At 68.9% G+C, this 19,536-nt stretch carries 19 protein-coding genes; 8 read left to right on the top strand and 11 right to left on the bottom strand.

Annotated elements, in window-relative coordinates; genetic code table 11:
* Positions 1 to 101 precede the first annotated feature (101 nt).
* The 5 genes from ABD732_RS02870 (at position 102) to disA (ending at position 4,672) form a co-directional block, all read left to right on the top strand.
* Positions 102 to 965 carry a hypothetical protein gene (locus ABD732_RS02870; RefSeq protein ID WP_344780425.1) on the top strand — a complete coding sequence of 288 codons (864 nt, stop codon included), beginning with the start codon at positions 102 to 104 and terminating at the stop codon, positions 963 to 965.
* Positions 966 to 1,037: 72 nt separating this feature from the next.
* Complete coding sequence (locus tag ABD732_RS02865) at positions 1,038 to 1,763, top strand: hypothetical protein (protein WP_344780423.1); 726 nt, start codon at positions 1,038 to 1,040, stop codon at positions 1,761 to 1,763.
* 18 nt (positions 1,764 to 1,781) lie between these two features.
* Positions 1,782 to 2,423: a hypothetical protein gene (locus ABD732_RS02860; RefSeq protein ID WP_344780421.1), complete on the top strand. Its 642-nt coding sequence runs from the start codon at positions 1,782 to 1,784 to the stop codon at positions 2,421 to 2,423.
* Positions 2,424 to 2,494: 71 nt separating this feature from the next.
* Positions 2,495 to 3,499, top strand: coding sequence for an alpha/beta hydrolase (locus ABD732_RS02855; protein ID WP_344780419.1), 1,005 nt, complete (start codon positions 2,495 to 2,497; stop codon positions 3,497 to 3,499).
* A 93-nt stretch (positions 3,500 to 3,592) separates the two neighbouring features.
* Complete coding sequence (disA, locus tag ABD732_RS02850) at positions 3,593 to 4,672, top strand: DNA integrity scanning diadenylate cyclase DisA (protein WP_344780417.1); 1,080 nt, start codon at positions 3,593 to 3,595, stop codon at positions 4,670 to 4,672.
* Here the strand turns inward: disA and ABD732_RS02845 are convergent.
* The 9 genes from ABD732_RS02845 to ABD732_RS02805 form a co-directional block, all read right to left on the bottom strand.
* The gene (locus ABD732_RS02845) at positions 4,669 to 5,385 is read right to left on the bottom strand and encodes a TetR/AcrR family transcriptional regulator (RefSeq protein WP_344780415.1); all 717 of its coding nucleotides are present in this window, start codon (positions 5,383 to 5,385) and stop codon (positions 4,669 to 4,671) included. The genes disA and ABD732_RS02845 overlap by 4 nt on opposite strands.
* A gap of 66 nt (positions 5,386 to 5,451) precedes the next feature.
* Complete coding sequence (locus ABD732_RS02840) at positions 5,452 to 6,468, bottom strand: 2Fe-2S iron-sulfur cluster-binding protein (protein WP_344781242.1); 1,017 nt, start codon at positions 6,466 to 6,468, stop codon at positions 5,452 to 5,454.
* Positions 6,469 to 6,563: 95 nt separating this feature from the next.
* Positions 6,564 to 8,042 (bottom strand): pyruvate, phosphate dikinase, encoded by a 1,479-nt coding sequence (locus tag ABD732_RS02835; protein ID WP_344780413.1) that lies wholly within the window; start codon positions 8,040 to 8,042, stop codon positions 6,564 to 6,566.
* Entirely contained in the window at positions 8,039 to 8,860 is an 822-nt protein-coding gene (locus ABD732_RS02830; RefSeq protein ID WP_344780411.1) for a coniferyl-alcohol dehydrogenase, read from the bottom strand. The genes ABD732_RS02835 and ABD732_RS02830 overlap by 4 nt, the downstream gene beginning before the upstream one ends.
* Positions 8,857 to 10,290 (bottom strand): aldehyde dehydrogenase family protein, encoded by a 1,434-nt coding sequence (locus tag ABD732_RS02825; protein ID WP_344780409.1) that lies wholly within the window; start codon positions 10,288 to 10,290, stop codon positions 8,857 to 8,859. The genes ABD732_RS02830 and ABD732_RS02825 overlap by 4 nt, the downstream gene beginning before the upstream one ends.
* Positions 10,283 to 11,488 carry a cytochrome P450 gene (locus ABD732_RS02820; protein ID WP_344780407.1) on the bottom strand — a complete coding sequence of 402 codons (1,206 nt, stop codon included), beginning with the start codon at positions 11,486 to 11,488 and terminating at the stop codon, positions 10,283 to 10,285. Before ABD732_RS02820 ends, ABD732_RS02825 begins: the two co-directional genes overlap by 8 nt.
* A gap of 21 nt (positions 11,489 to 11,509) precedes the next feature.
* Positions 11,510 to 12,139, bottom strand: coding sequence for a MarR family transcriptional regulator (locus tag ABD732_RS02815; protein ID WP_344780405.1), 630 nt, complete (start codon positions 12,137 to 12,139; stop codon positions 11,510 to 11,512).
* Positions 12,136 to 13,623: an AMP-binding protein gene (locus ABD732_RS02810; protein WP_344780403.1), complete on the bottom strand. Its 1,488-nt coding sequence runs from the start codon at positions 13,621 to 13,623 to the stop codon at positions 12,136 to 12,138. Before ABD732_RS02810 ends, ABD732_RS02815 begins: the two co-directional genes overlap by 4 nt.
* Positions 13,624 to 13,670: 47 nt before the next feature.
* The gene (locus ABD732_RS02805; RefSeq protein ID WP_344780401.1) at positions 13,671 to 15,422 is read right to left on the bottom strand and encodes a PEP-utilizing enzyme; all 1,752 of its coding nucleotides are present in this window, start codon (positions 15,420 to 15,422) and stop codon (positions 13,671 to 13,673) included.
* Between the two features lie 192 nt (positions 15,423 to 15,614).
* Here ABD732_RS02805 and ABD732_RS02800 point away from each other — a divergent pair, with 192 nt between their 5' ends.
* Both ABD732_RS02800 and ABD732_RS02795 read left to right on the top strand, forming a co-directional pair.
* Entirely contained in the window at positions 15,615 to 16,403 is a 789-nt protein-coding gene (locus ABD732_RS02800; protein ID WP_344780399.1) for a 5'/3'-nucleotidase SurE, read from the top strand.
* 14 nt (positions 16,404 to 16,417) lie between these two features.
* Complete coding sequence (locus ABD732_RS02795) at positions 16,418 to 17,029, top strand: histidine phosphatase family protein (protein ID WP_344780397.1); 612 nt, start codon at positions 16,418 to 16,420, stop codon at positions 17,027 to 17,029.
* Positions 17,030 to 17,129: 100 nt separating this feature from the next.
* Here ABD732_RS02795 and ABD732_RS02790 read toward each other — a convergent pair whose 3' ends face one another.
* Complete coding sequence (locus ABD732_RS02790; RefSeq protein WP_344780395.1) at positions 17,130 to 17,852, bottom strand: hypothetical protein; 723 nt, start codon at positions 17,850 to 17,852, stop codon at positions 17,130 to 17,132.
* Positions 17,853 to 17,943: 91 nt separating this feature from the next.
* Entirely contained in the window at positions 17,944 to 18,576 is a 633-nt protein-coding gene (locus ABD732_RS02785) for a carbonic anhydrase (RefSeq protein WP_344780393.1), read from the bottom strand.
* Here ABD732_RS02785 and ABD732_RS02780 point away from each other — a divergent pair.
* On the top strand, positions 18,575 to 19,504 hold the full coding sequence (locus ABD732_RS02780; protein ID WP_344780391.1) for an HhH-GPD family protein: 930 nt from the start codon (positions 18,575 to 18,577) through the stop codon (positions 19,502 to 19,504). The two genes, ABD732_RS02785 and ABD732_RS02780, sit on opposite strands and share 2 nt — an antisense overlap.
* Positions 19,505 to 19,536: the final 32 nt, after the last annotated feature.

The raw sequence follows: 19,536 nt of genomic DNA, 5'->3' as shown, positions 1-19,536 counted from the left end.
GCGTACTGCAATCACTTCGCCTCTGCCCCAAGACTTTTCCCCGACCACACCTCTTCCGGCACCGCTACGTACCGGCTGAGCACGCCCTTCCAGGAGGACCCATGATCAACACCCGTTCCCGTGCGCGCGTGGCCGCCGGCGTCGGCGCCGGCGCGCTTGCGCTGGCGGCGCTCGCCATCACCTCCCCGACCGCAGCAGCCGCACCGGCAGACACCACCTGGACCGACGGCAACGCCCAGTTCACGATGACCGTCAGCAACGCCACCCCCGCCGTCGGCGACACCATCACCGTCTCGACCGACTTCCAGCGCAAATGGGCCGATGAATACATCTACGACGTCAAGACACTGGTACCCCGCTGCCTGCAGTACGTCGACGGCAGCAGCACATGGCAGGGCGGATCGGTCAGCAAAGTCGAGGACGCCTCCGGCGCCGACGACCAGGCCTACGTCAAAGCCAGCGCACCCAACGTCACGAGCTGGCGAGTCCCCGGACTCGGCTCCGGCTGGGGCGCCAAGCGCACCGTCACAATGCAATTCACCGTCACCGCCGCCTGCGCCACCGGCCAGGCGCAAGGCACCAGCTTGCACTACGGCGGCTCCCTCGGGTCCGGCACCTACCAGAACCGGGGCCCATCCATCACCGTCGCCGAAGCCGACAACGACAACGGCAACGGAGACGGCGGCAACGGTGATGGTGATGGCGGAGACAACGGCGACAACGGCGGAGACAACGGCAACGGTGACGGTGGCGACAACGGCAACGGTGACGGCGACGACAACGGCAACGGTGACAACGGCAACGGCAACGGCGGCGACAACGGCAACGGTGACAACGGCAACGGCAACGGCGGCGACAACGGTGGCGACAACGGCAACGGTGGCGGCAACGGGAACGGCGATAACGGGAACGGCGGCGGCAATGGCGGATCCGGCAGCCTCGACTTCGGCAGCCTCGCCGGCTGACTCGCCGCTCACCAACCATCGACCAGCGGCGTCGTTCATCCGGCAGCCGCGATGATCCTCAGGAGAACCCCCATGACCGGAAACCAGAATCGTGTCCGCGCAGCGGCAGGCCTGGGCGCCGGCGCGCTTGCGCTGGCGGCACTCGCCCTCACCTCCCCGACCGCAGCAGCCGCACCGGCAGACACCACCTGGACCGACGGCAACGCCCAGTTCACGATGACCGTCAGCAACGCCACCCCCGCCGTCGGCGACACCATCACCGTCTCGACCGACTTCCAGCGCAAATGGGCCGATGAATACATCTACGACGTCAAGACACTGGTACCCCGCTGCCTGCAGTACGTCGACGGCAGCAGCACATGGCAGGGCGGATCGGTCAGCAAAGTCGAGGACGCCTCCGGCGCCGACGACCAGGCCTACGTCAAAGCCAGCGCACCCAACGTCACGAGCTGGCGAGTCCCCGGACTCGGCTCCGGCTGGGGCGCCAAGCGCACCGTCACAATGCAATTCACCGTCACCGCCGCCTGCGCCACCGGCCAGGCGCAAGGCACCAGCTTGCACTACGGCGGCTCCCTCGGGTCCGGCACCTACCAGAACCGGGGCCCATCCATCACCGTCGCCGAAGCCGACAACGACAACGGCAACGGAGACGGCGGCAACGGTGATGGTGATGGCGGAGACAACGGCAACGGGAACGGCGGAGACAACGGCAACGGTGGCAACGACAACGGCAACGGCGGGGACAACGGCGGTTCCGGCAGCCTCGACTTCGGCAGCCTCAGCGGCCTCGTCGGCTGATCGGGACAAGGACTGCTCATGACCGCTCACCCGAAATTCATCCGTGCAGCCGCCGTGGCCGGCGCAGGCGCACTCGCCGTCGCCGGGCTCGGGGCCATCGCCCCGCACGCCTCGGCAGCGTCCGCCGACTCGACGTGGACCGACGGCAACTCCCGCTTCACGATGACCGTCAGCGACGCCACCCCGGCCGTCGGCGATACCGTCACCATCACCACGCAGTTCCAGCGCAAGTGGGCGGTCGAGTTCATCTACGACGTCAAGGTGCTGGTCCCGAGTTGCCTCAGCTATCAGGGCGGCAGCAGCTACTGGCAGAGTTCACCGGTCAGCAAAGTGGATCCCCACGAGGCCACCGAGCCCGGCGATCAGGCCTACGTGAAGGTCAGTGCACCGAATGTCACCTCCTGGAGCGTTCCCGGGGTCGGCGACAGCTGGGGCCAGGCGCGCACCGTGTCGATGGAGTTCTCCGTGACGCCCGCTTGCGCCACCGGCCAGACACAGGGCACCGGGATGCATTACGGCGGTTCCCTCGGCTCGGGCACTTACTCGGACAAGGGCCCGTCGATCACGGTGTCTTCGTCCGGCAACGGCGGCAACGGCGGCAATGACGGCGGCGCTGCGGGCAGCCTCGACTTCGGCAGCCTCGGCGGCGCTTTCTCCTGATCGCGGAGAGATCGAACAACGGCGCCGCCCTTTCGGTGCCGGTCATTACACAGCAAGAAAGACACGCATTCATGAACATCACACGATCGGCGCGGCGCCTGTTCGCCGTGGTGGCTGCGGTCGCCATCGGTCTGGGCACCCCGGCCGCCGTCGCGACCGCGGCCCCGCAGGGCCAGTCCCGCGTCACCGCCTCCACCGAGTACGGGTCGCAGCGCGAACTGATCACGGTCTACTCGGCGGCGATGGGACGCGACATTCCACTGGACGTCCTGCGTCCCGCCGATCGGACCAAACCGGCCCCGGTGTTCTACCTGCTCAACGGTGCCGGTGGCGGCGAGGACAGCGCGAGCTGGGCCAACCGCACCGATTACCAGAACTTCTTCGCCGACAAGCACGTCAACGTGGTGACCCCGCTGCGCGGCGCCTTCTCGTACTACACCGACTGGATCAAGACCGATCCCGTTCTCGGCGTGCAGAAATGGCAGACCTTCCTCACCGAAGAACTTCCGCCGGTGCTCGACGAGTACCTGGGGTCCAACGGCCGCAACGCGGTCGCGGGGATCTCGATGGCCGGTACCACGGTGCTGAATCTGGCCATCGCCGCGCCGAAGCTGTACACGATGGCCGCCTCGTACAGCGGCTGCGCCCGCACCAGCGACCCGGCCGGTGAACGCTACATCCGGACCGTGATCGAAGATCGCGGCAAGGCCGATGCGCGGAACATGTGGGGCCCCTACGGCGGCCCGGGCTGGGTGAAGAACGATCCCTACGTCAACGCGGCGAAGCTCCGGGGCACCGGAATCTACCTGTCGTCCAACAGCGGTCTGCCCGGTCAGGACGAGTCGATCGAGGCGGGCAGCACCGCCCAGGAAGGTCTCGGCATGGCCGACCGCGTGGTGCTCGGCGGTGCCATCGAGGCCGTCACCAACGTGTGCACGCAGCAGATGGCGGGCCGGCTCGCCGAGCTGAACATCCCCGCGAAGGTGATCATCCGGCCGACCGGCACGCACTCCTGGGGCTATTGGGAGCGCGAGCTGCACGCCTCCTGGCCGTCGATCTCGCGCTCGCTGCGCTGAGCCCGCGCCCGGCGCGGCCCGGAGGTGATCCCGGGAACAACTAGGCTGGATCCGGCGACCACGGCCGAAGGGCCGCGACCGGAAGAGATCATCATGACCGAACCCACCTCCGATCAGACGCGCGCAGTCCTGCAGCGCGTGGCCCCCGGAACCCGGCTGCGCGACGGTCTGGAGCGGATCCTGCGAGGCGGCACCGGCGCACTGATCGTCCTCGGCTACGACGAGAACACCGAGCGCATCTGCGACGGCGGTTTCCACCTGGACGTCGAGTTCGCCCCGACCCGGCTGCGGGAACTGGCGAAGATGGACGGGGCCGTGGTGCTCACCGACGACGGCAAACGCATTCTGCGAGCCAACGTCCAGCTGGTGCCGGACCCGACCATCCCGACCGCAGAATCGGGCACCCGGCACCGCGCGGCCGAACGCACCGCGATCCAGACCGGGACACCGGTGATCACCGTGAGCGCCTCGATGTCGATCGTGAGCCTGTACGTCGACGGCAGTCGGCGCGTGGTGGAGAACCCGGATGCGCTGCTGTCCCGCGCGAACGTCGCCCTGGCGACCCTGGAACGCTACAAGTCCCGGCTCGACGAGGTCAGTGCTCAGCTGTCGCGCGCAGAGATCGAAGACTACGTGTTGCTGCGCGATGCGTGCAGCGCCGCTCAGCGCATGGAGATGGTCCGTCGTGTGGGCGCAGAGATCGACGAGTACGTCCTGGAACTGGGCATCTACGGCCGGCAGGTGGCACTGCAGCTCGAGGAGCTGATCAGCGACAACGACATCATGCGCGAGCTGCTGGTCCGCGACTACCACTCGGCGCCGGAGGCGGCGAGCACCGAGCAGGTCCGGCAGATCCTGGACGCCCTGGAGAACCTGTCGAACGCCGACCTGCTGGATCTGACCCTGGTCGCCGGGGCCTTCGGCTACCCCACCACCATCGAAGCGCAGGATCTGTCGATGAATCCGCGCGGCTACCGGCTCCTGGCCCGCATCTCCCGGCTGCAGTTCGGTCACATCGACCGGCTGGTCCGCGAGTTCACCTCGCTGCAGGCGCTGCTGGCGTCCAGCGCCGCCGACCTGCAGGCGGTGGAGGGTATCGGCAGCATCTGGGCGCGCCACATCCGTGAAGGCCTGTCCCGACTGGCCGAGGCCAGCCTGGAACGGTACGACTAGTCCGCCGATTCGGCTGTCCCGCTGCGTCGGGGCAGCATCCGGTACCAGGCCTCGCCGAGTGCGCGGCCGAGTTCGTCGATCCGCTCTCTGCGGGGCGTCTGATCCGGCAGGCCGACGTGCACGTAGGCGAGCTGTTCGGTGAGACAGCCGAGGGATTCGGCGAGCAGATCGAGGCCGTCGGGCACGACCTCGCCGGACTCGGCGAGCCGTTCGAGCCAGCGCTGCGTACGGGCGACGTAGTCACCGCGCAGGCGCAACCACAACGACTGGAATCCGTCGTTGGGACTGGCTGCGGCGGCTTCGCGCAGGAGCCGCAGAATGTGCCGATGCCGCGCGTAGACGTGCAGGTAGGCGGTGTTGGCAGCGACGAGTCCCGCCAGGTCGCCGGTGCCGGACGAACTGTTCCGCGGCGCCCCGGACAGTTCTTCGAGTCCGGGCCGGAGCACGGCGAGGAAGATGTCGTCGAGCGAGGTGAAGTGCCGGTAGAAGTTGCCCTGGGCGGTACCAGCGCGATGAACGATGTCGGACACACGCGTGCGCGTGTAGCCGTACTCGGAGAAGCATTCGGTGGCCGCCTGGATCAGTTTGTCACGGGTGAGCAGCCCACGCTTGTTCGAGCGTTTGGTGGAGCTGTCTCCGGCCAGACCCGCTTCGCTGTACAGCTCGGTGATGAAGCCGCTGGCCCCAGCAGAATCGACGCTCTGCATCTCCATGTACCTTCCCCTCGCGTTGAAAGCTTAGCGACTCGACTGTCGCGTCGAGGTTCGACGGCCGATCACTCAGAACTCGATCTTGACGACCTTCGCCGCCGGATGCGCTTGGCACCCGAGGATGTATCCATCCGCGATGTCTTCGGGCTCGAGGGCATCGGTGCGCCCCAGGTCCACCTCGCCCTCGGCGAGGCGGCACGTGCACGCACCGCACTTTCCCTCGCGGCAGGCGTAGGGCGTATCGATACCGTTGAGCACCATCAGATCGACCAGGGTGTGCGTCGTCGGCCAGACGAGATGATGTGTCTCCCCGTCGATCACCACCTCCGTCTGGGCGGCGTCGGACAGGTCCTCGTCGGTGATCTCCGCGATCGGTTCGAAGGGATCACCGGTGAGTGATCGGTATTCCTCGGTCCGGATCCGGAAAGTGTCGAATCCGGCCTGTGCGGCACCCGCGCGGACCATGTGCATGAACGGTGCGGGACCGCAGATGAAGATCTCCCGATCCCGGTACGGGGCGGCCCATCGGGAGAAATCCTCTGCGCCCGGCCGTCCGCGCTCGGCTTCGAGCCAGTGCTTCACCACCAGCCGCTCGCCGTATCGCTCACCGAGTTCGGCGAGCTCGTCGCGGAAGATGATCGACTCCTCGGTCACATTGGCGTAGAACAGCGCGATCCGGCCGGTGATGGACTCCAGCGTGGCGCGCAGGATCGACATCGCGGGAGTGATACCCGAACCGGCGGAGCACAGCAGTAGATCCGATTCCGGCGAGCGCGGCGAGAACAACCCGCTCGGCGCCAGCACCCGCAGGCAGTCCCCGACAGAGATGTTGTCGCACAACCAGTTCGACGCATACCCGTCGCGCGTCCGCTTCACCGTTACCGCCAGCCCCGGCTGGTCGGGCGAACTGGACACCGAATAGCAGCGCGCCACCCACCCGGTGCGGTCACTGGGAACTGCCAGGGTCAGGAATTGCCCGGGGGCGAATCGGTAGTCCTCGGCGAGTTCGTCGGGCAACGCGAACCCGACGGTGATCGCTTCGGCGGTCTCGGCGACGACGCGGTCGACGGTGAGTACTTCACCCATCAGCGGCGCCGCCGTGTCCCGCGAATCGAAGTCGCGGCGGTTGGTGAGATCACTGGTCATTTCATCACTCCGGTAGTCGGCACGGGCCAGGGCACTCACGTCTGCGCCAGGCGAAGAACGGGATGGGCGGAGTCGCCGGCCGATTCGGCGTAGGCGATCAAAGCGGAGACGCTCCGGTCCTCGACCGCGGCCGTGGTGCCCACGGCGCCTTCCGCGTAGACCTTGCCGGTGTCACCGTCGATGGTGATCGCCCGTCCCGCGAGTCTCTCGACGAGACCAGCGCCCGCGCCGACGACGCACGGCAAGCCGATCTCGCGGCAGACCAGCGCGGCATGCGAGGTGGCGCCGCCGACCTCGGTCAGCACGCCTGCCGAGGCGAACATCGTCGGCACGTCTTCCGGTGCGGTGAAGGCGGTCACCAGGATCGCGTTCTTTCCCTCTGCGGTCAGCGCAGCGACCTCGTCGAAGTCGCGTGCGACGTGCCCGTGTGCCACTCCGGGGGAGGCCCCGACCCCCTGGGCGAGGGAGTCGGCATGGTGCTCCACCCGGGTCGCTCCGGCCAGCGCATCGATGTGTTCGACGGTGACTCGGTCCAGTGCCTCGGTCGCGCTGATCCGGCCGGATTCGGCCAGATCGACGGCGATCCGGACCGCAGCGCGCGGCGCCCGCTTTCCGGCACGGCACTGCAGCATGTAGAGGCGTCCACTCTCCACGGTGAACTCGATGTCGACCATGTCTCGGTACTCGGCTTCGAGGGTCTGCGCCACCCGGCACAGCTCGGCGTACAAATCCGGTTGGTCGCGTGCCAGATCGGCGATCTGGATCGGGGTGGCCTCGCCGGACACCACGTCTTCGCCCTGCGCGCGGGTGAGCCACTCGCCGTAGAGTTCGGGCTCACCCGAGTTCGGGTTGCGGCTGAACAAGACTCCGGTCCCAGAGGTCTGATCGCGGTTGCCGAAGACCATCGCCTGCACGGTGACGGCGGTGCCGCCCCCGTCACCGAGACGGTGCCGCTCGCGATAGGAACGCACCCGGTCGTTGGTCCAGGAGTCGAAGACCGCGCCGATGGCGGCCCGCAGCTGCGCCCAGGGGTCGGTGGGCGGTTCCCCGCCGGCCTCCCCGAGCACGATGTCGGCATAAGACCGGCGGAACCGCTCCCACGTGTCCCGGGCCCAGGCCTCATCGCCGCTCTCGGCGGCCAGCACCTCCACCAGGTCTCGGGTGAGGCCCAGGTTCAGGACGGTGTCCATCATCCCCGGCATACTCTGCGCCGCGCCGGAGCGCACCGACACCAGCAGCGGCGAAGGACCAGAGCCGAAGGTGCGGCCGGTGTCGGTCTCGAGGGCGGTCACCGCCTCCCGAACCTCCTGCCACACCGGCTCGGGCAGCGCCCGGCCGTTGCGGTGGTATTCACCGCACATGCTGGTGGGAAGAGCGAAGGCGAGTGGGACCGGCAGTCCGAGACCGTGCATGCGGTTGACGCTGTACGCCTTGCCGCCCAGCAGTTCCCGGTCTCCGGGCTGCGAGCCGTCGAGCAGCAGAACGTTGGCGCTGACGGTGGAATGATCATTCATGACTGGTCCTCCTTGTGCTGGGCCGTGAGGGCAGGTCCGGCGGGTACCGGCACTGCCGGGAATGCGGAGGCGGTCCGGGCCGCCAGGAGTCCACCCTCGACGGGCAGGTCGATCCCGTTGAGCCAGGAGGCTTCCTCGGAGAGCGCGAAGTCGACAACGGCCGCGACCTCGTCCGGTCTGCCGTGCCGGCCGACCGTGGCGATCGAGCGGTCCATCGACTCCGCCCCCATACTGGCGGTGAAGTCGCCGAGGATCGGCGTCTCGACGGGGCCGGGACTGACGGACAGGGCGCGAACCCCGCGGGAGACCAGGGCGCCGGCGAGGCGGGTGGTCCAGTCGACCAGGACCCGCTTGGAGGTGTCGTAGGCGGCGGGACCGTCGGTCGGATGGGCGGCCAGCCACGCGCGGACGTCATCGGGTCCGGTGGCGGCGATCAGCTCCTCGAGCGCCGCGGGCGGGGCCGTATTCCGGTGGGCGGCCACCGACGCCACGTTGACCACGGCGGAACCGGCGACCAGCCGCGGCAGGACCAGGGCGGTCAGGTGGCGCGGTGCCAGCACGTTGACGGCCAGGACCGTGTACGCGTCGGCCGTGCCGGGGACACCTGCGATGTTGGCCAGTCCACCGAGAACAGCCGGAAGCCGTTGTGCCAGCGCGTCGATCGCGGCCGGGTCGGCCAGATCACAGCCGATGATGCCCGGCCCGTCGGCGCGGTCGACACCGACGACCTCGTGGCCGCGATGGCGCAGCAGGCTCGCGGTGGCGGCACCGATACCGGAGGCGGCGCCGGTCACGACGACGGGTGCGTGCGTACTCATGCCATCACCGCCGTCACATCGGTGAACTCCTCGATCCCCAGCGGCCCGAGTTCACGGCCGTAGCCGGAATCGCGCATGCCGCCGAACGGCACGGACACCCGATCCCGGGTCCGTACGCCGTTGATCTTCACTTGTCCCACCTCCAGCCGCGCACCGAAGTGCTGCGCGGCTTCCGGATCTGCGGACCACACTTCGGCGGACAGCCCGTAGCGGCTGTCGTTCGCGATCCGCGCGGCGTCGTCGATGCCGGAGTATCCCTGGAGTACCAGGACGGGCCCGAAGATCTCTTCGCGCACCGCCTCGGCGTCTTCGGCCAACCCGGCTATCACGGTGGGGTCGACGAAGAACCCCGTATCGGCGACTGTGGACTTGTGTCCGGTGCCGGTGATCAGCCGACCCCCCTGGGCCAGTGCGGTCCCGATGCGAGCGAGCACGGCGTCTCGGGCGGCGGCGGTGACCAGCGGTCCGTGCGTGGTCGCGGGATCGGCCGGATCGCCCAGCACGAATGTCGTTGCGGCGGCCGCGATCCGGTCGGCGACCTCGTCGATGCGGTCGGTCGGCACCACCAGGCGCGTCGTCGCATTGCACGCTTGGCCCGAGTTGACCAGCCCGGAGCCGACCACCGCCGGGACGGCGGTGTCCAGGTCGGCATCCGGCAGCAGCACGGCCGGTGACTTGCCGCCGAGTTCCAGGGAGGCGCGCGTGAGCGCGCCCGCGGCTTGGCGGGCCACGTCCCGGCCCGCCCGCACGCTTCCGGTGAACGACACCCGGCTCAGTGCGTGGTGCCCGGTCAGGGCCGCACCGGTCTGCGGGCCGGTCCCGGTGACCACGTTCAGCACTCCGGGCGGGGCGCCCGCGGCGGTGAAGATCTCGGCGACGCGCAGGGCGTCGTAAGGGGTCTGTTCGGAGGCCTTGAGCACCACGGTGCAGCCGGCGACGACGGCCGCGGAGACTTTGGCAATGATCTGGTGGACGGGCATGTTCCACGGCGTGATCGCACCGACCACTCCGGCTCCGCGCCGCAGCAGGACCGCCTCGGGGCCGTCCTCGCGCCACGGGAAGCCATCACGGGCGATGGCCGCGGTCGCGCGCAGCACGTTGGCCGGCAGCTGGGCCTGCGTGACGCGGGCCAGACCGGCGGGCATGCCCATCTCCCGGGTCACCAGGGCGGCGATCGCCTCGGCCTCGTCGTCGAGGCGAGCCGCTACGCGGTCGAGGAGGTCGGCGCGCTCGTCGACCGGGACTGTGCCCCAATCGGTCTGGGCACGGGCCGCACTGTGCACGGCGCGGTCGACCAGTTCCGCACCGGCCTCGGGTGTGGCACCCATCGGCAGCTCGGTGTAAGGGTCGATGATCACGTGCCGCGGTCCGTCGGCGACGAGCGTGTCGCCGTCGATCAGGCAGGCAACCGGGTCGAGCGGGTCAGCCATTGCGCTTCTCCAGACGGACGTCGAGCCGCTTGATGCCGCGGAAGAAGTTGCTGCGCAAACGGGCAGGCTCCCCCTCGACATTGATCTCCAGGCCGCGTTCGGCGAGCCGGGCGAAGAACAGGCGGGCCTCGAGCCGCGCCAGATTGGAGCCGAGACAGCCGTGTTCACCCCATCCGAAGCCGAGGTGATCGTTGGGCTGGCGGTCGGCGATGAACTCGTCGGCACGGTCGAACGCCCGCGGATCGCGGTTGGCGGAGGTGAACCACATGACGACCTTGTCGCCGGCCCGGATGGTCTTGCCGTGCAGATCCTGGTCCCGGGTGGCGTTGCGCCGCATGCAGATGATGGGCGACACCCACCGGATCATCTCCTCCACGGCCAGGCGGGTCTTCGCCGGCTGACTGCGCAGGAGTGCGCCGGCCGCCGGGTTCTGGTGCAGCGCCCAGGTCCCGCCGGAGAGGAGGTTGCGGGTGGTCTCGTTCCCCGCGACCATCAGGATCAGATAGTAGGCATCGAGTTGCCCGCGAGTCAGCGGTTCGCCGTCGACGCGGCCGGCGATCAGTGCACTGATCAGATCGTCCTGCGGATCGGACCGGCGGAGATCCTCCAGTCCCCGGAAGTACTCGAAGATCTCGTTGCGCGCGGCCACCGCATCCTCGGGCCCCGGGGAGTGATCCGGATCGTCCGGGGACATCCGGTTGGTCCAGTCGATGATCTTGTCGCAGTCGGTCAGCGGTGCACCGAGCAGGCGCGAGATCATCACCACGGGAAGGCGTGCGGAGACCTCGCGGACGAAGTTGAACGTCCCCTGCCCGACGTGCTGGTCGAACAGGTCGTCGATGACGGTGACGATGTCGGGCTCGAGGGCCTTGACCCGTACCGGACGGAGGTGCGGTGTGGACACCCGACGCAGCGGTCCGTGATCCGGCGGGTCCACGTGGTGGATGCTGCGCGCGCTGTCGCCTTCGGCCCGCCTGCTGGGGATCTGGGTTCCGTCGACCACGGTAAAGGCCGAGTGGTTGTTGGCGACGGCCTGCACGTCCGCGTAGCGCGTCACCGACCAGAAGCCGGGGCCGCCGTCGGGTTCGGCGTTCCAGTGCAGCGGATCGTTCTCCCGCAGGGCCGCGAACAACTCGTGGTCCCGACCCTGTTCGAAGGCATCGAGATCCATCAGATCGATGCCGAGTGCTGTGCTCATGATGATCGTCGTCTCCGCGTTCTACTCGTCACCCGCGCCGCGTTCGCGGCCGGCGGTCAGCAGCAGATCCTGGTGCAGTTCCATCCAGATGTCGTGGTAGCTGTCGTACATGGGCCGCGCGAAGGCGCCCTGATCGCCGGCCTGCACGCGCCCCAGGGCCCCGGCGAGCCGGTCGCGATAGCGACCCAGCCGCGGGACGGCCGGCCCCACGCGATCGAGAAGCACGGCGATCCGCTCGTGGATCGCACCGAGGTCGCTCACCACACCGGCGTCGTAGTCGGCGTCGGTGTGATCGTTCGCGGCGCCGTCCGGCCGCATCTGCCAGGCCGCGCAGACCGCCTTGAAGTCGGTGTTGACCGGAGTGAACGAGTCGTAGAAGTCCGCCACCGCCTGCTGCGCCTCCGGGGAGACCGCCCGCCCGGCACCGAGACGGTCGTACTCGTCACGTCCCGCCGGGGTCAGCATGGTGCCCGAGATCCGGCCGGCGTCACGGCGCAGCGCGAGGCCGTCCCCGGTGAGCGACTCCAGGACCGTGGTGAGTTCGTCGGCGGTCAGGCCCGACATCGCCGACAGCACGTCATCGGAAGCGAGACCTTTGACCTTGAGAGCGTGCAGCACCTCGAAGCGGGCTGCCGGGGCGGTAGTGGTCATGAGCTTTCTCCCTGTCGGTAATGCCTTACCAGGCTTCGTTTGTCGAGCTTTCCGGTCGGCAGGCGTGGTAGATCGTTGGTGAACTCGACCGCGCGGGGCGCCTTGAAGTGGGCGAGCCCGGCACGGGCGTGGTCGATGATGTCGCGTTCGGTGACTTCGGCTCCGGGGTACAGGCAGACGATGGCTTTGACGGCCTCGCCGAGATCGGCATCCGGCACACCGATCACCGCCGCGTCGGCGACCCCCGGGTGGGCCAGCAATGCGGCCTCCACCTCGTCTGGATAGATGTTGACTCCGCCGGAGATGATCATGAAGCCACGCCGCCCGACCAGGTACAGGTAGCCGTCCTGATCCAGGTGGCCGATGTCGCCCATCTCCTTGAGCGGCGCGCCGACGTCTCCGCCGGAGACGAAGCACACGGTGCCGTCGGTTCCCGCAGGCACCTCCCGTCCGTCCGCGTCGACGATGCGCACCCGGGCCGCCCCGAGCGGCCGCCCGACGGAGCCGGACCGCTGTGCCGCCTCGGCCGGTGAGATGTAGGTGTGGCCGTAGCCCTCGGAGGCGCCGTAGTACTCGTGCAGCACCGGCCCCCACCAATCGGCGATGCGCTCCTTGACGTGCACCGGGCAAGGAGCGCCGGACGTGACCGCCACCTGATGGTGGTCGGCGAGCGCGATCCGCTCATCGGCGGGCAGCGCCAGCAGACGGTTGAGCATGGTCGGCACCCACTGCGAATGGGTGACGTCATAGGTGTTGATCGCCTGGAGCGCCGCCCGTGTATCGAACTTCTCCATGCACACCACGGTGCCTCCCGCGGCCAGCACGATCAGCTGGAACGTGAACGGCGCAGCGTGATAACTCGGGGCCGGAGACAGCAGCACGGTGTCGCCGTCCATTCCGAGCCGGGAGACCAGTTCCGAATGCCGCGGCGGCGCCTGGTCCGGGTGAACACCCAGCAGAGGTTGCGCGAATCGCTTGGGACGCCCGGTGGTCCCACTGCTGTACAACACCCGCGCCCCGAGGAGTTCGCCCTCGATCGGGCCGCTCGGCTGACCGGCGAGAGCCTCGTCGAGGGGCACGCAGCCCTCGACAGGACCGTCGACGGTGACGACCACCGGGCGCGGGCCGGGCGACATCGAGCGCAATGCCTCACCGACCAGCGGGGCCATGCCGACGCTGGTGACGATCACCGCCGGCTTCTCTGCGGCGACGATTGCAGCGAACTCACCAGGCTTGAGATGCCAGTTCACCGGAGTCACGCAGAGACCGCTGCGCATCCCGGCCGCGACGGCGACCGGCCAGTGCACGTTGTTCTCCATCGCCAGCACCACCGAGTCGCCGGCGACGATGCCCCGGGAGCGCCAGTAGTGGGCCAGCCGGTTGGACCGGCTGTCGAGGTCGCCGTAGGTGAGACTCTCCCCCGATCCGGCCATCACATAGGCGACGGCGCCGGGGGCGTCTCGGGCGATCGACGGTGGATACACGCCATTTCCTTTCCGGTGGATCTGGATCTCAGTGTTGCTCGCCGACGTCAGACGGAGGCGTCCTCGAGGATCGTCACCTTGCCGGATGTGCCGTCGACCTCGATCAGTGCGCCGTCGGGGATCCGTTTGGTGGCCTGAGTCGCCGACACCACACACGGGATGCCGAGTTCGCGGCTGACGATCGCGGCGTGGGAGAACGGCGCACCCACGTCGACCACCACGGCGGTCGCCGCGACGAACAGCGGAGTCCACGACGGATCGGTGATCGGAGCGATCAGGATCTCGCCGGCTTCCAGCGCTGACGGGTCGTCCGGCGAGGTCAGTACACGCGCGCGGCCCCGTGCCACCCCGTTGCATCCGGACACGCCCTGGATCTCGCCGCCTGCAGCCAGTTCGACCGCTTCGGAGGCGTCGACCCTCGCCCACGTGGACAGGTCGGGGGCTTCGCCGGCCACCACGAACGGTGGGACGTAGTCGAACAGCTCCAGGTAGGACCGTTCCCGGTCGGCCAGCACGTCGCGGAATGAAGCGGGATCGGCGACGAAGCGGTCGAGTTCTTCGGCGAACAGCATGAAGACGTGGTCCGCGGAGTCGAGGTGACCGGCCTCGAAGGCCCGGCGGCCCAGTTCCATCGCCGGGAGCCGGATCTCGTGGATCACCATGGCGGCGGTGGTGCGAGCGCGCTCGCGACCGCGCATCCACATCGCCGCGCCGTTCATCACAGCCGCGAACTGTCCGGTCGCCTCCGGGTCGGCGGCGACGGCTTCGCGGATGGCTGCGGCGGCGGCTTCACGCTCCGCGGCACGCGCCGCGTTCTTGGTGTCGGGGCCCTCGGCGTCGGGCACCCGACGCATGTTGTCGATCGCGCCGAGCGCGATCTCCGGCACCGTTCCCCAGGTCTTGGCACGGATCTCCCACTCGGCAGGCCCGCGGAAGTCCCAGTCCCGCAGGAACTCGTCGAGGTCGGCGGTGAACGCCGACACCGCGGGATCGTCGGCGGCGTGCAGGCGGTCGAGCAGGCCGGGAACTCCCGCGTCGAAGGCGGCGGCGACGGCGGGCGCCTGTGCGGCCCGACTGAGCGCCCACATGCGCGTGGAGGGGATGGCCGAATCCACGTCTCCCAGCCCGCCGACCAGAACCAGCGACAGTTCCGGACGGCCGATCGCCTCGCTGAACTGCGCGACGCCGCCGAGTCCCACCCCGCACTTCAGGGAGGCCTCGATGTGGCGCTTGAACAGCGGCCGGAGGATGTAGTCGAAGGAGGTGATGCGGTCACGCAGCTCCTGATCGCTGAGCGCAGTCAGGTCGGGGCGGTCGCGCCGGATCTTCAGCACGTCCTCGCGATCCTTGTCGTACTCGGGAAGCCCCGTCGCACCGAGGACCTCGTTCATCAGCCAGGCGCCCGCCTGCTCCTCGTACGCCGGATCCTCGTCGAAGTCGCGCCGTTCGCTTTCGTAGCTGGGGATTCCGGGCATGTCTCCGAAGTACTGCAGATCGACCGCTTCCGGAGACATCCCGGGAACGCGCACGCCGAACAGCCGCATCAGCGACATGTTGATGTACAGGTAGCTGCCGAACGCGGGCAACACGGTGATCGGCACGCCGGACTTGTCGTAGAGGTCGTCGTCCCAGACCCGGCACGCCACGAAGGCGTCCCGCCAGCCCGGCTCCAGGTTCTTCTGGAAGCCGGCCGAGGCGTTCAGCGGGCTAATCGGGTTGGGGAAGATCTCACCGACGTTCGCCCGCGAGTACAGCGGGAAGACCTGTGAGACCTCGTCGTTGATGGGCCACGTGGCCATGGTGACTCCTAGTGCTCGGGTGGATAGTTGTCGGGTGGGCAAAATGATTGTGTAGTCACATTCTTATGTGATCCACATCATCTGTCAAGAGGCGTGCGACACTCATACAAGCGTATATTCGCCGAATACACGTCAGAGGGTGGACACTAACGCGACTTATCAGTCACACTTGTCCGAGGATTAGGAGGACTCATGCGCATCCTGGTGACCAATGACGACGGAGTCGATGCTCCCGGCCTGCTGGCGGTGGCTCAAGCGCTCACGGCCGCGGGTTTCACTCTCGACGTGGTCGCCCCGTCGGCCGACTACTCCGGCTCGGGCTCAGGGCTGGGATCGATCCAGCATGGGCGGCGGGTCGGGTGCCGGGAGCTGAGTCTTCCCGGCCTCGCCCGGCCCGCCGTCGCGGTCGACGCACCCCCGGTGTTCGCCGTTCTGGCCGCGATGACCGGCTTGTTCGGTCCGCGTCCGGACCTCGTGATCAGCGGGATCAACGACGGCTTCAACACCGGCCGGATGCTGATGACGTCCAGCACCGTCAGCGCGGCGCAGGCCGCCGGCGCCCTCGGCGCGCGAGGTCTCGCAGTCAGCGCGGGCTTCGCCCCGGCCGGCCGCGTGGACACCGCGGCACACGTCGCCGTGCACGCGACGCGGTGGATGGTTGAGCACAGCGCGGCGCGAACGGTCCTGAACGTCAACGTCCCCGACAGCGACCTGGAGGACCTCAGAGGAGTGCGCGCCTGCGGGCTGGCCCCGCGCGGACTGATGGGTTTGAAGCTGAGTCGGTCCGATGAGGCGATCACTCTGGAACGCTTCGAGAACTCGGAGGGACTGGGCCTCGGCACCGACGCCGATCTGATCCGTCAGGGATACGTGACGCTCAGTCTGGTACCGGCCACGGCCGCAGGCGCCCCGGACGACCGGGCGGATCCGGCGGCCGCGATCGAGGCGGAGCTGCATGCGGCACCGGCCACCGCTCGGTGAGGATCGCTCAGGCGATGGATCTGTACGTCGTCCGCCATGCGCAACCGCACCGGATCAGTGCGGGTACCGGCGGCGCCGATCCGGCCCTGACCGAACTCGGACGACGCCAGGCGGCGGCGCTGGCCGAGTGGTTCGCGGGCGATCCCGACCGCCTGCCCACCCGTATCGTCAGCAGCCCGATGCTCCGGGCCCGGGAGACCGCCGAACCGCTGTCCGCGATCAGCGGAATCGGGATCGATGTCGACCCACGGCTGGCCGAGTTCGACATCGGCGCGTCCGAGTACGTTCCGATCGAGGCCATGCCCGGTGACCGCATCGCCAGAGTCGAGAAGGCTCTGCTCACCGGAGAATGGGGCAGTCACCGCTTCGATCCGCACGAGTTCCGCGAGCGGGTGCTGAACGCCTTCACCGACATCGCCGCCGGCGCAGACGGCCGCCCCGCCGTGGTGGTGTGCCACGGCGGCGTCCTCAACGTCTTCCTGTGCGACCTCGCCGGCGCCGAACCCGGGGTGTTCTTCGAGCCCGTGTACACGTCGATCAGCCGAGTGGTCCGCTCCCCCGCCGGCCCCCTGGAGATCGCCTCGCTGAATCTGGCTCCGCACGCCGCCCCCGATCTCGCCCTCTGACGGGCGGGCTCGCCGAGGGGGCGGACCGACTTCGGTGCTCGTACCGACCCTGAGGGTCGCTCAAAGCGCCAAATTTCTCTGGGGGATCTCGACTGCGCGACTACTGCTGGGCAGGGGCGACCACGTTGAAGGTGATCGGCGCCGATTCCTTGGCTCCCACCTTCGCGATGGCCTGGTACGCGCCGACCGGGATGGCCACGCGCGGCTTGTCGCAGCCCGGGCTGCTGGTAGTGCCCGACCACGTGATGTTGTCGCTCACCTGCTGGCCGGGCGTCAGGACCTGGTTGTTCACCGTCTTGTCCGGGGCGCAGTCCTGCGCCGACCAGAGGGTCCTGGTGCCGTCCAGCGACCGCACCACCACGTTCTGCGCCGCCTTGCCCACGTCGCGCGAGCACGGGGCCAGGCCGCCGTTGGTCATCACGACCGTGAACACCGGCTGATCACCCTTAGTGTAGGTCGGCTTGTCGGTGTAGAGCACCACCGACAGTGCCTGATCCGAACACTGGGCCGCCTCGGCACCTTCCGAGGGCGGCGTCTGCGCGGGCGCGCCTTCACTCTCGGATTCCGGTGCACTGCTGGGCGGCACCGGCGTCTCACCACTCTCGGGGGCGGCACTCGACTCCGCCGGTTCCTCGACCGGATCGGCGTCGAGGGCCGACGACGTGGCGGCGGCGGGCGTCGCAGCAGGGTCGTCGTCGCCGCTGGTGCTGGCCCAGATGATCAGTGCGATCACCAGCGCGACAGCCACCACGGCGGCGCCGACGGCGAGCAGCCGACGCTTCCAGTACACCTCGGTAGGCAGCGGTCCCTGTGGTTCGATCACATCTGCCACGGTATCGGTGCACCATAGGGCCGGAGTCCACCTGCGACGGCGTGTCGCGACTTGCCGCCCTTCTCACATCCGCGGAGTACGGTCACACCCCGGCGGCGTCCACCCCGATGTCGCCGATCGCGCTGGACAGCGTGGCCGCCCCGTCGTTGAGGTGATAGTTCATGCCGATCACCGCGAGCCGGCCGTCGGCGACCCGATCGGCGATGATCCGGCTGCGCTCCACCAGGAGTTTTCCGGTCTCTGTGACGTGCCGCATCTCGAACTCGTCGACGCGGGTCAGGCCCTCGCCGCGGCCGGCGATCACGCTGGGCATCACGCGTTCGACGATGCTGCGCACGTAACCCGGCGGCAGCTCGAGCTCGTCGAGGGCACGGAGGGTGGCCGAGATGGCACCGCAGCTGTCGTGCCCGAGCACCACGATCAGCGGGACGTCGAGGATCTCGACGGCGAACTCGACGGAGCCGAGTACCGACGAGTCGATCACGTGGCCGGCGGTACGCACGACGAACATGTCGCCCAGCCCCTGGTCGAAGATCACCTCGGCGGCCACGCGGGAGTCACCGCAGCCGAACAGCACCACGTGCGGCGCCTGGCCGTCGATCAGCTTGGCTCGGTCGGCGATACCCTGGCTGGGATGTATCGACTCATCCCGGACGAAGCGCTCATTGCCTTCTTTGATGATCTGCCATGCAGCGGCCGGAGTGAGGTCTTTCATGCCTTCTAGTGTTACACCGCCCCCACCGGATAAGAATCGAGCGGGTCGTATTAATACCGAAGTTCTCTCGTGGTTCGCGACCGCGCGGCGCGATCTGCCGTGGCGTGATCGGGACATTTCGGGCTGGCAGATCTTGGTCAGCGAGATCATGCTGCAGCAGACTCCGGTCGCGCGGGTGATCGGCCCGTGGACCGCGTGGGTCCAGCGCTGGCCGGTGCCGTCGGCCATGGCGGCCGAACCGGCCGGCGAAGTACTGCGCGCCTGGGGCAAGCTCGGGTACCCGCGCCGCGCCCTGCGGCTGCACGAGTGCGCGAAAGTCCTCGCCGCACAGCACGGCGATCGAGTCCCCGACGACGTCGACACCCTGCTGGCGCTGCCGGGGATCGGCGACTACACCGCGCGCGCCGTCGCCTGCTTCGCCTACGGACAGGCGGTCCCGGTGGTCGACACCAACGTGCGCCGCGTGATCGCCCGCGCGGTGCACGGACGCGAGCCGGGGAATCCGTCGAAGGCCGACCTGGCCGACGCCGAGGCACTGCTGCCCCGCGACGGCGACGGGCGGCCGGCACCGGAGGCCCCCGAGTTCTCCGCCGCCCTGATGGAGCTCGGAGCACTGGTCTGCACCGCACGCAATCCCCGGTGCGGCGAATGCCCGCTGGCCGGCGACTGCCTCTGGCTGGCGCGGGGCCGCCCGGCCCACGACGGGCCGCCGCGCCGCACCCAGAAGTACGAAGGCACCGACCGGCAGGCGCGCGGCCGGCTCCTGGACGTGCTGCGCGGCAGTTCTTCTCCGGTCGAGCGCGCAGCCCTCGACGTCGCCTGGACCCGGGACACCGCCCAGCGCGCCCGCGCCCTGGACTCGTTGCTCACCGACGGGCTGGTGGACGTCACCGACGACGGCCTGTTCTGCCTCGCCGGCGAGGGCTGACGAACCGGGCCGGCGCGCCACCGGCGTCCGTA

Origin of the sequence: Gordonia caeni (assembly GCF_039537105.1) — a bacterium.
Taxonomy (GTDB): Bacteria; Actinomycetota; Actinomycetes; order Mycobacteriales; family Mycobacteriaceae; genus Gordonia; species Gordonia caeni.
The sequence above is the reverse complement of the archived record's forward strand: the minus strand, read 5'-3'. Positions and strand labels throughout refer to the sequence as shown.

Excerpts from the sequence above, each read along its gene's own strand:
- ABD732_RS02870 (WP_344780425.1), top strand. The coding sequence starts at position 102 with ATGATCAACACCCGTTCCCGTGCGCGCGTGGCCGCCGGCGTCGGCGCC.
- disA (WP_344780417.1), top strand. The coding sequence starts at position 3,593 with ATGACCGAACCCACCTCCGATCAGACGCGCGCAGTCCTGCAGCGCGTG.
- ABD732_RS02785 (WP_344780393.1), bottom strand. The coding sequence starts at position 18,576 with ATGAAAGACCTCACTCCGGCCGCTGCATGGCAGATCATCAAAGAAGGC.
- ABD732_RS02825 (WP_344780409.1), bottom strand. The coding sequence starts at position 10,290 with ATGGCTGACCCGCTCGACCCGGTTGCCTGCCTGATCGACGGCGACACG.
- ABD732_RS02865 (WP_344780423.1), top strand. The coding sequence starts at position 1,038 with ATGACCGGAAACCAGAATCGTGTCCGCGCAGCGGCAGGCCTGGGCGCC.
- ABD732_RS02800 (WP_344780399.1), top strand. The coding sequence starts at position 15,615 with ATGCGCATCCTGGTGACCAATGACGACGGAGTCGATGCTCCCGGCCTG.
- ABD732_RS02860 (WP_344780421.1), top strand. The coding sequence starts at position 1,782 with ATGACCGCTCACCCGAAATTCATCCGTGCAGCCGCCGTGGCCGGCGCA.
- ABD732_RS02805 (WP_344780401.1), bottom strand. The coding sequence starts at position 15,422 with ATGGCCACGTGGCCCATCAACGACGAGGTCTCACAGGTCTTCCCGCTG.
- ABD732_RS02840 (WP_344781242.1), bottom strand. The coding sequence starts at position 6,468 with ATGGGTGAAGTACTCACCGTCGACCGCGTCGTCGCCGAGACCGCCGAA.
- ABD732_RS02855 (WP_344780419.1), top strand. The coding sequence starts at position 2,495 with ATGAACATCACACGATCGGCGCGGCGCCTGTTCGCCGTGGTGGCTGCG.
- ABD732_RS02835 (WP_344780413.1), bottom strand. The coding sequence starts at position 8,042 with ATGAATGATCATTCCACCGTCAGCGCCAACGTTCTGCTGCTCGACGGC.
- ABD732_RS02780 (WP_344780391.1), top strand. The coding sequence starts at position 18,575 with ATGCCTTCTAGTGTTACACCGCCCCCACCGGATAAGAATCGAGCGGGT.
- ABD732_RS02830 (WP_344780411.1), bottom strand. The coding sequence starts at position 8,860 with ATGAGTACGCACGCACCCGTCGTCGTGACCGGCGCCGCCTCCGGTATC.
- ABD732_RS02795 (WP_344780397.1), top strand. The coding sequence starts at position 16,418 with ATGGATCTGTACGTCGTCCGCCATGCGCAACCGCACCGGATCAGTGCG.
- ABD732_RS02845 (WP_344780415.1), bottom strand. The coding sequence starts at position 5,385 with ATGGAGATGCAGAGCGTCGATTCTGCTGGGGCCAGCGGCTTCATCACC.
- ABD732_RS02815 (WP_344780405.1), bottom strand. The coding sequence starts at position 12,139 with ATGACCACTACCGCCCCGGCAGCCCGCTTCGAGGTGCTGCACGCTCTC.
- ABD732_RS02820 (WP_344780407.1), bottom strand. The coding sequence starts at position 11,488 with ATGAGCACAGCACTCGGCATCGATCTGATGGATCTCGATGCCTTCGAA.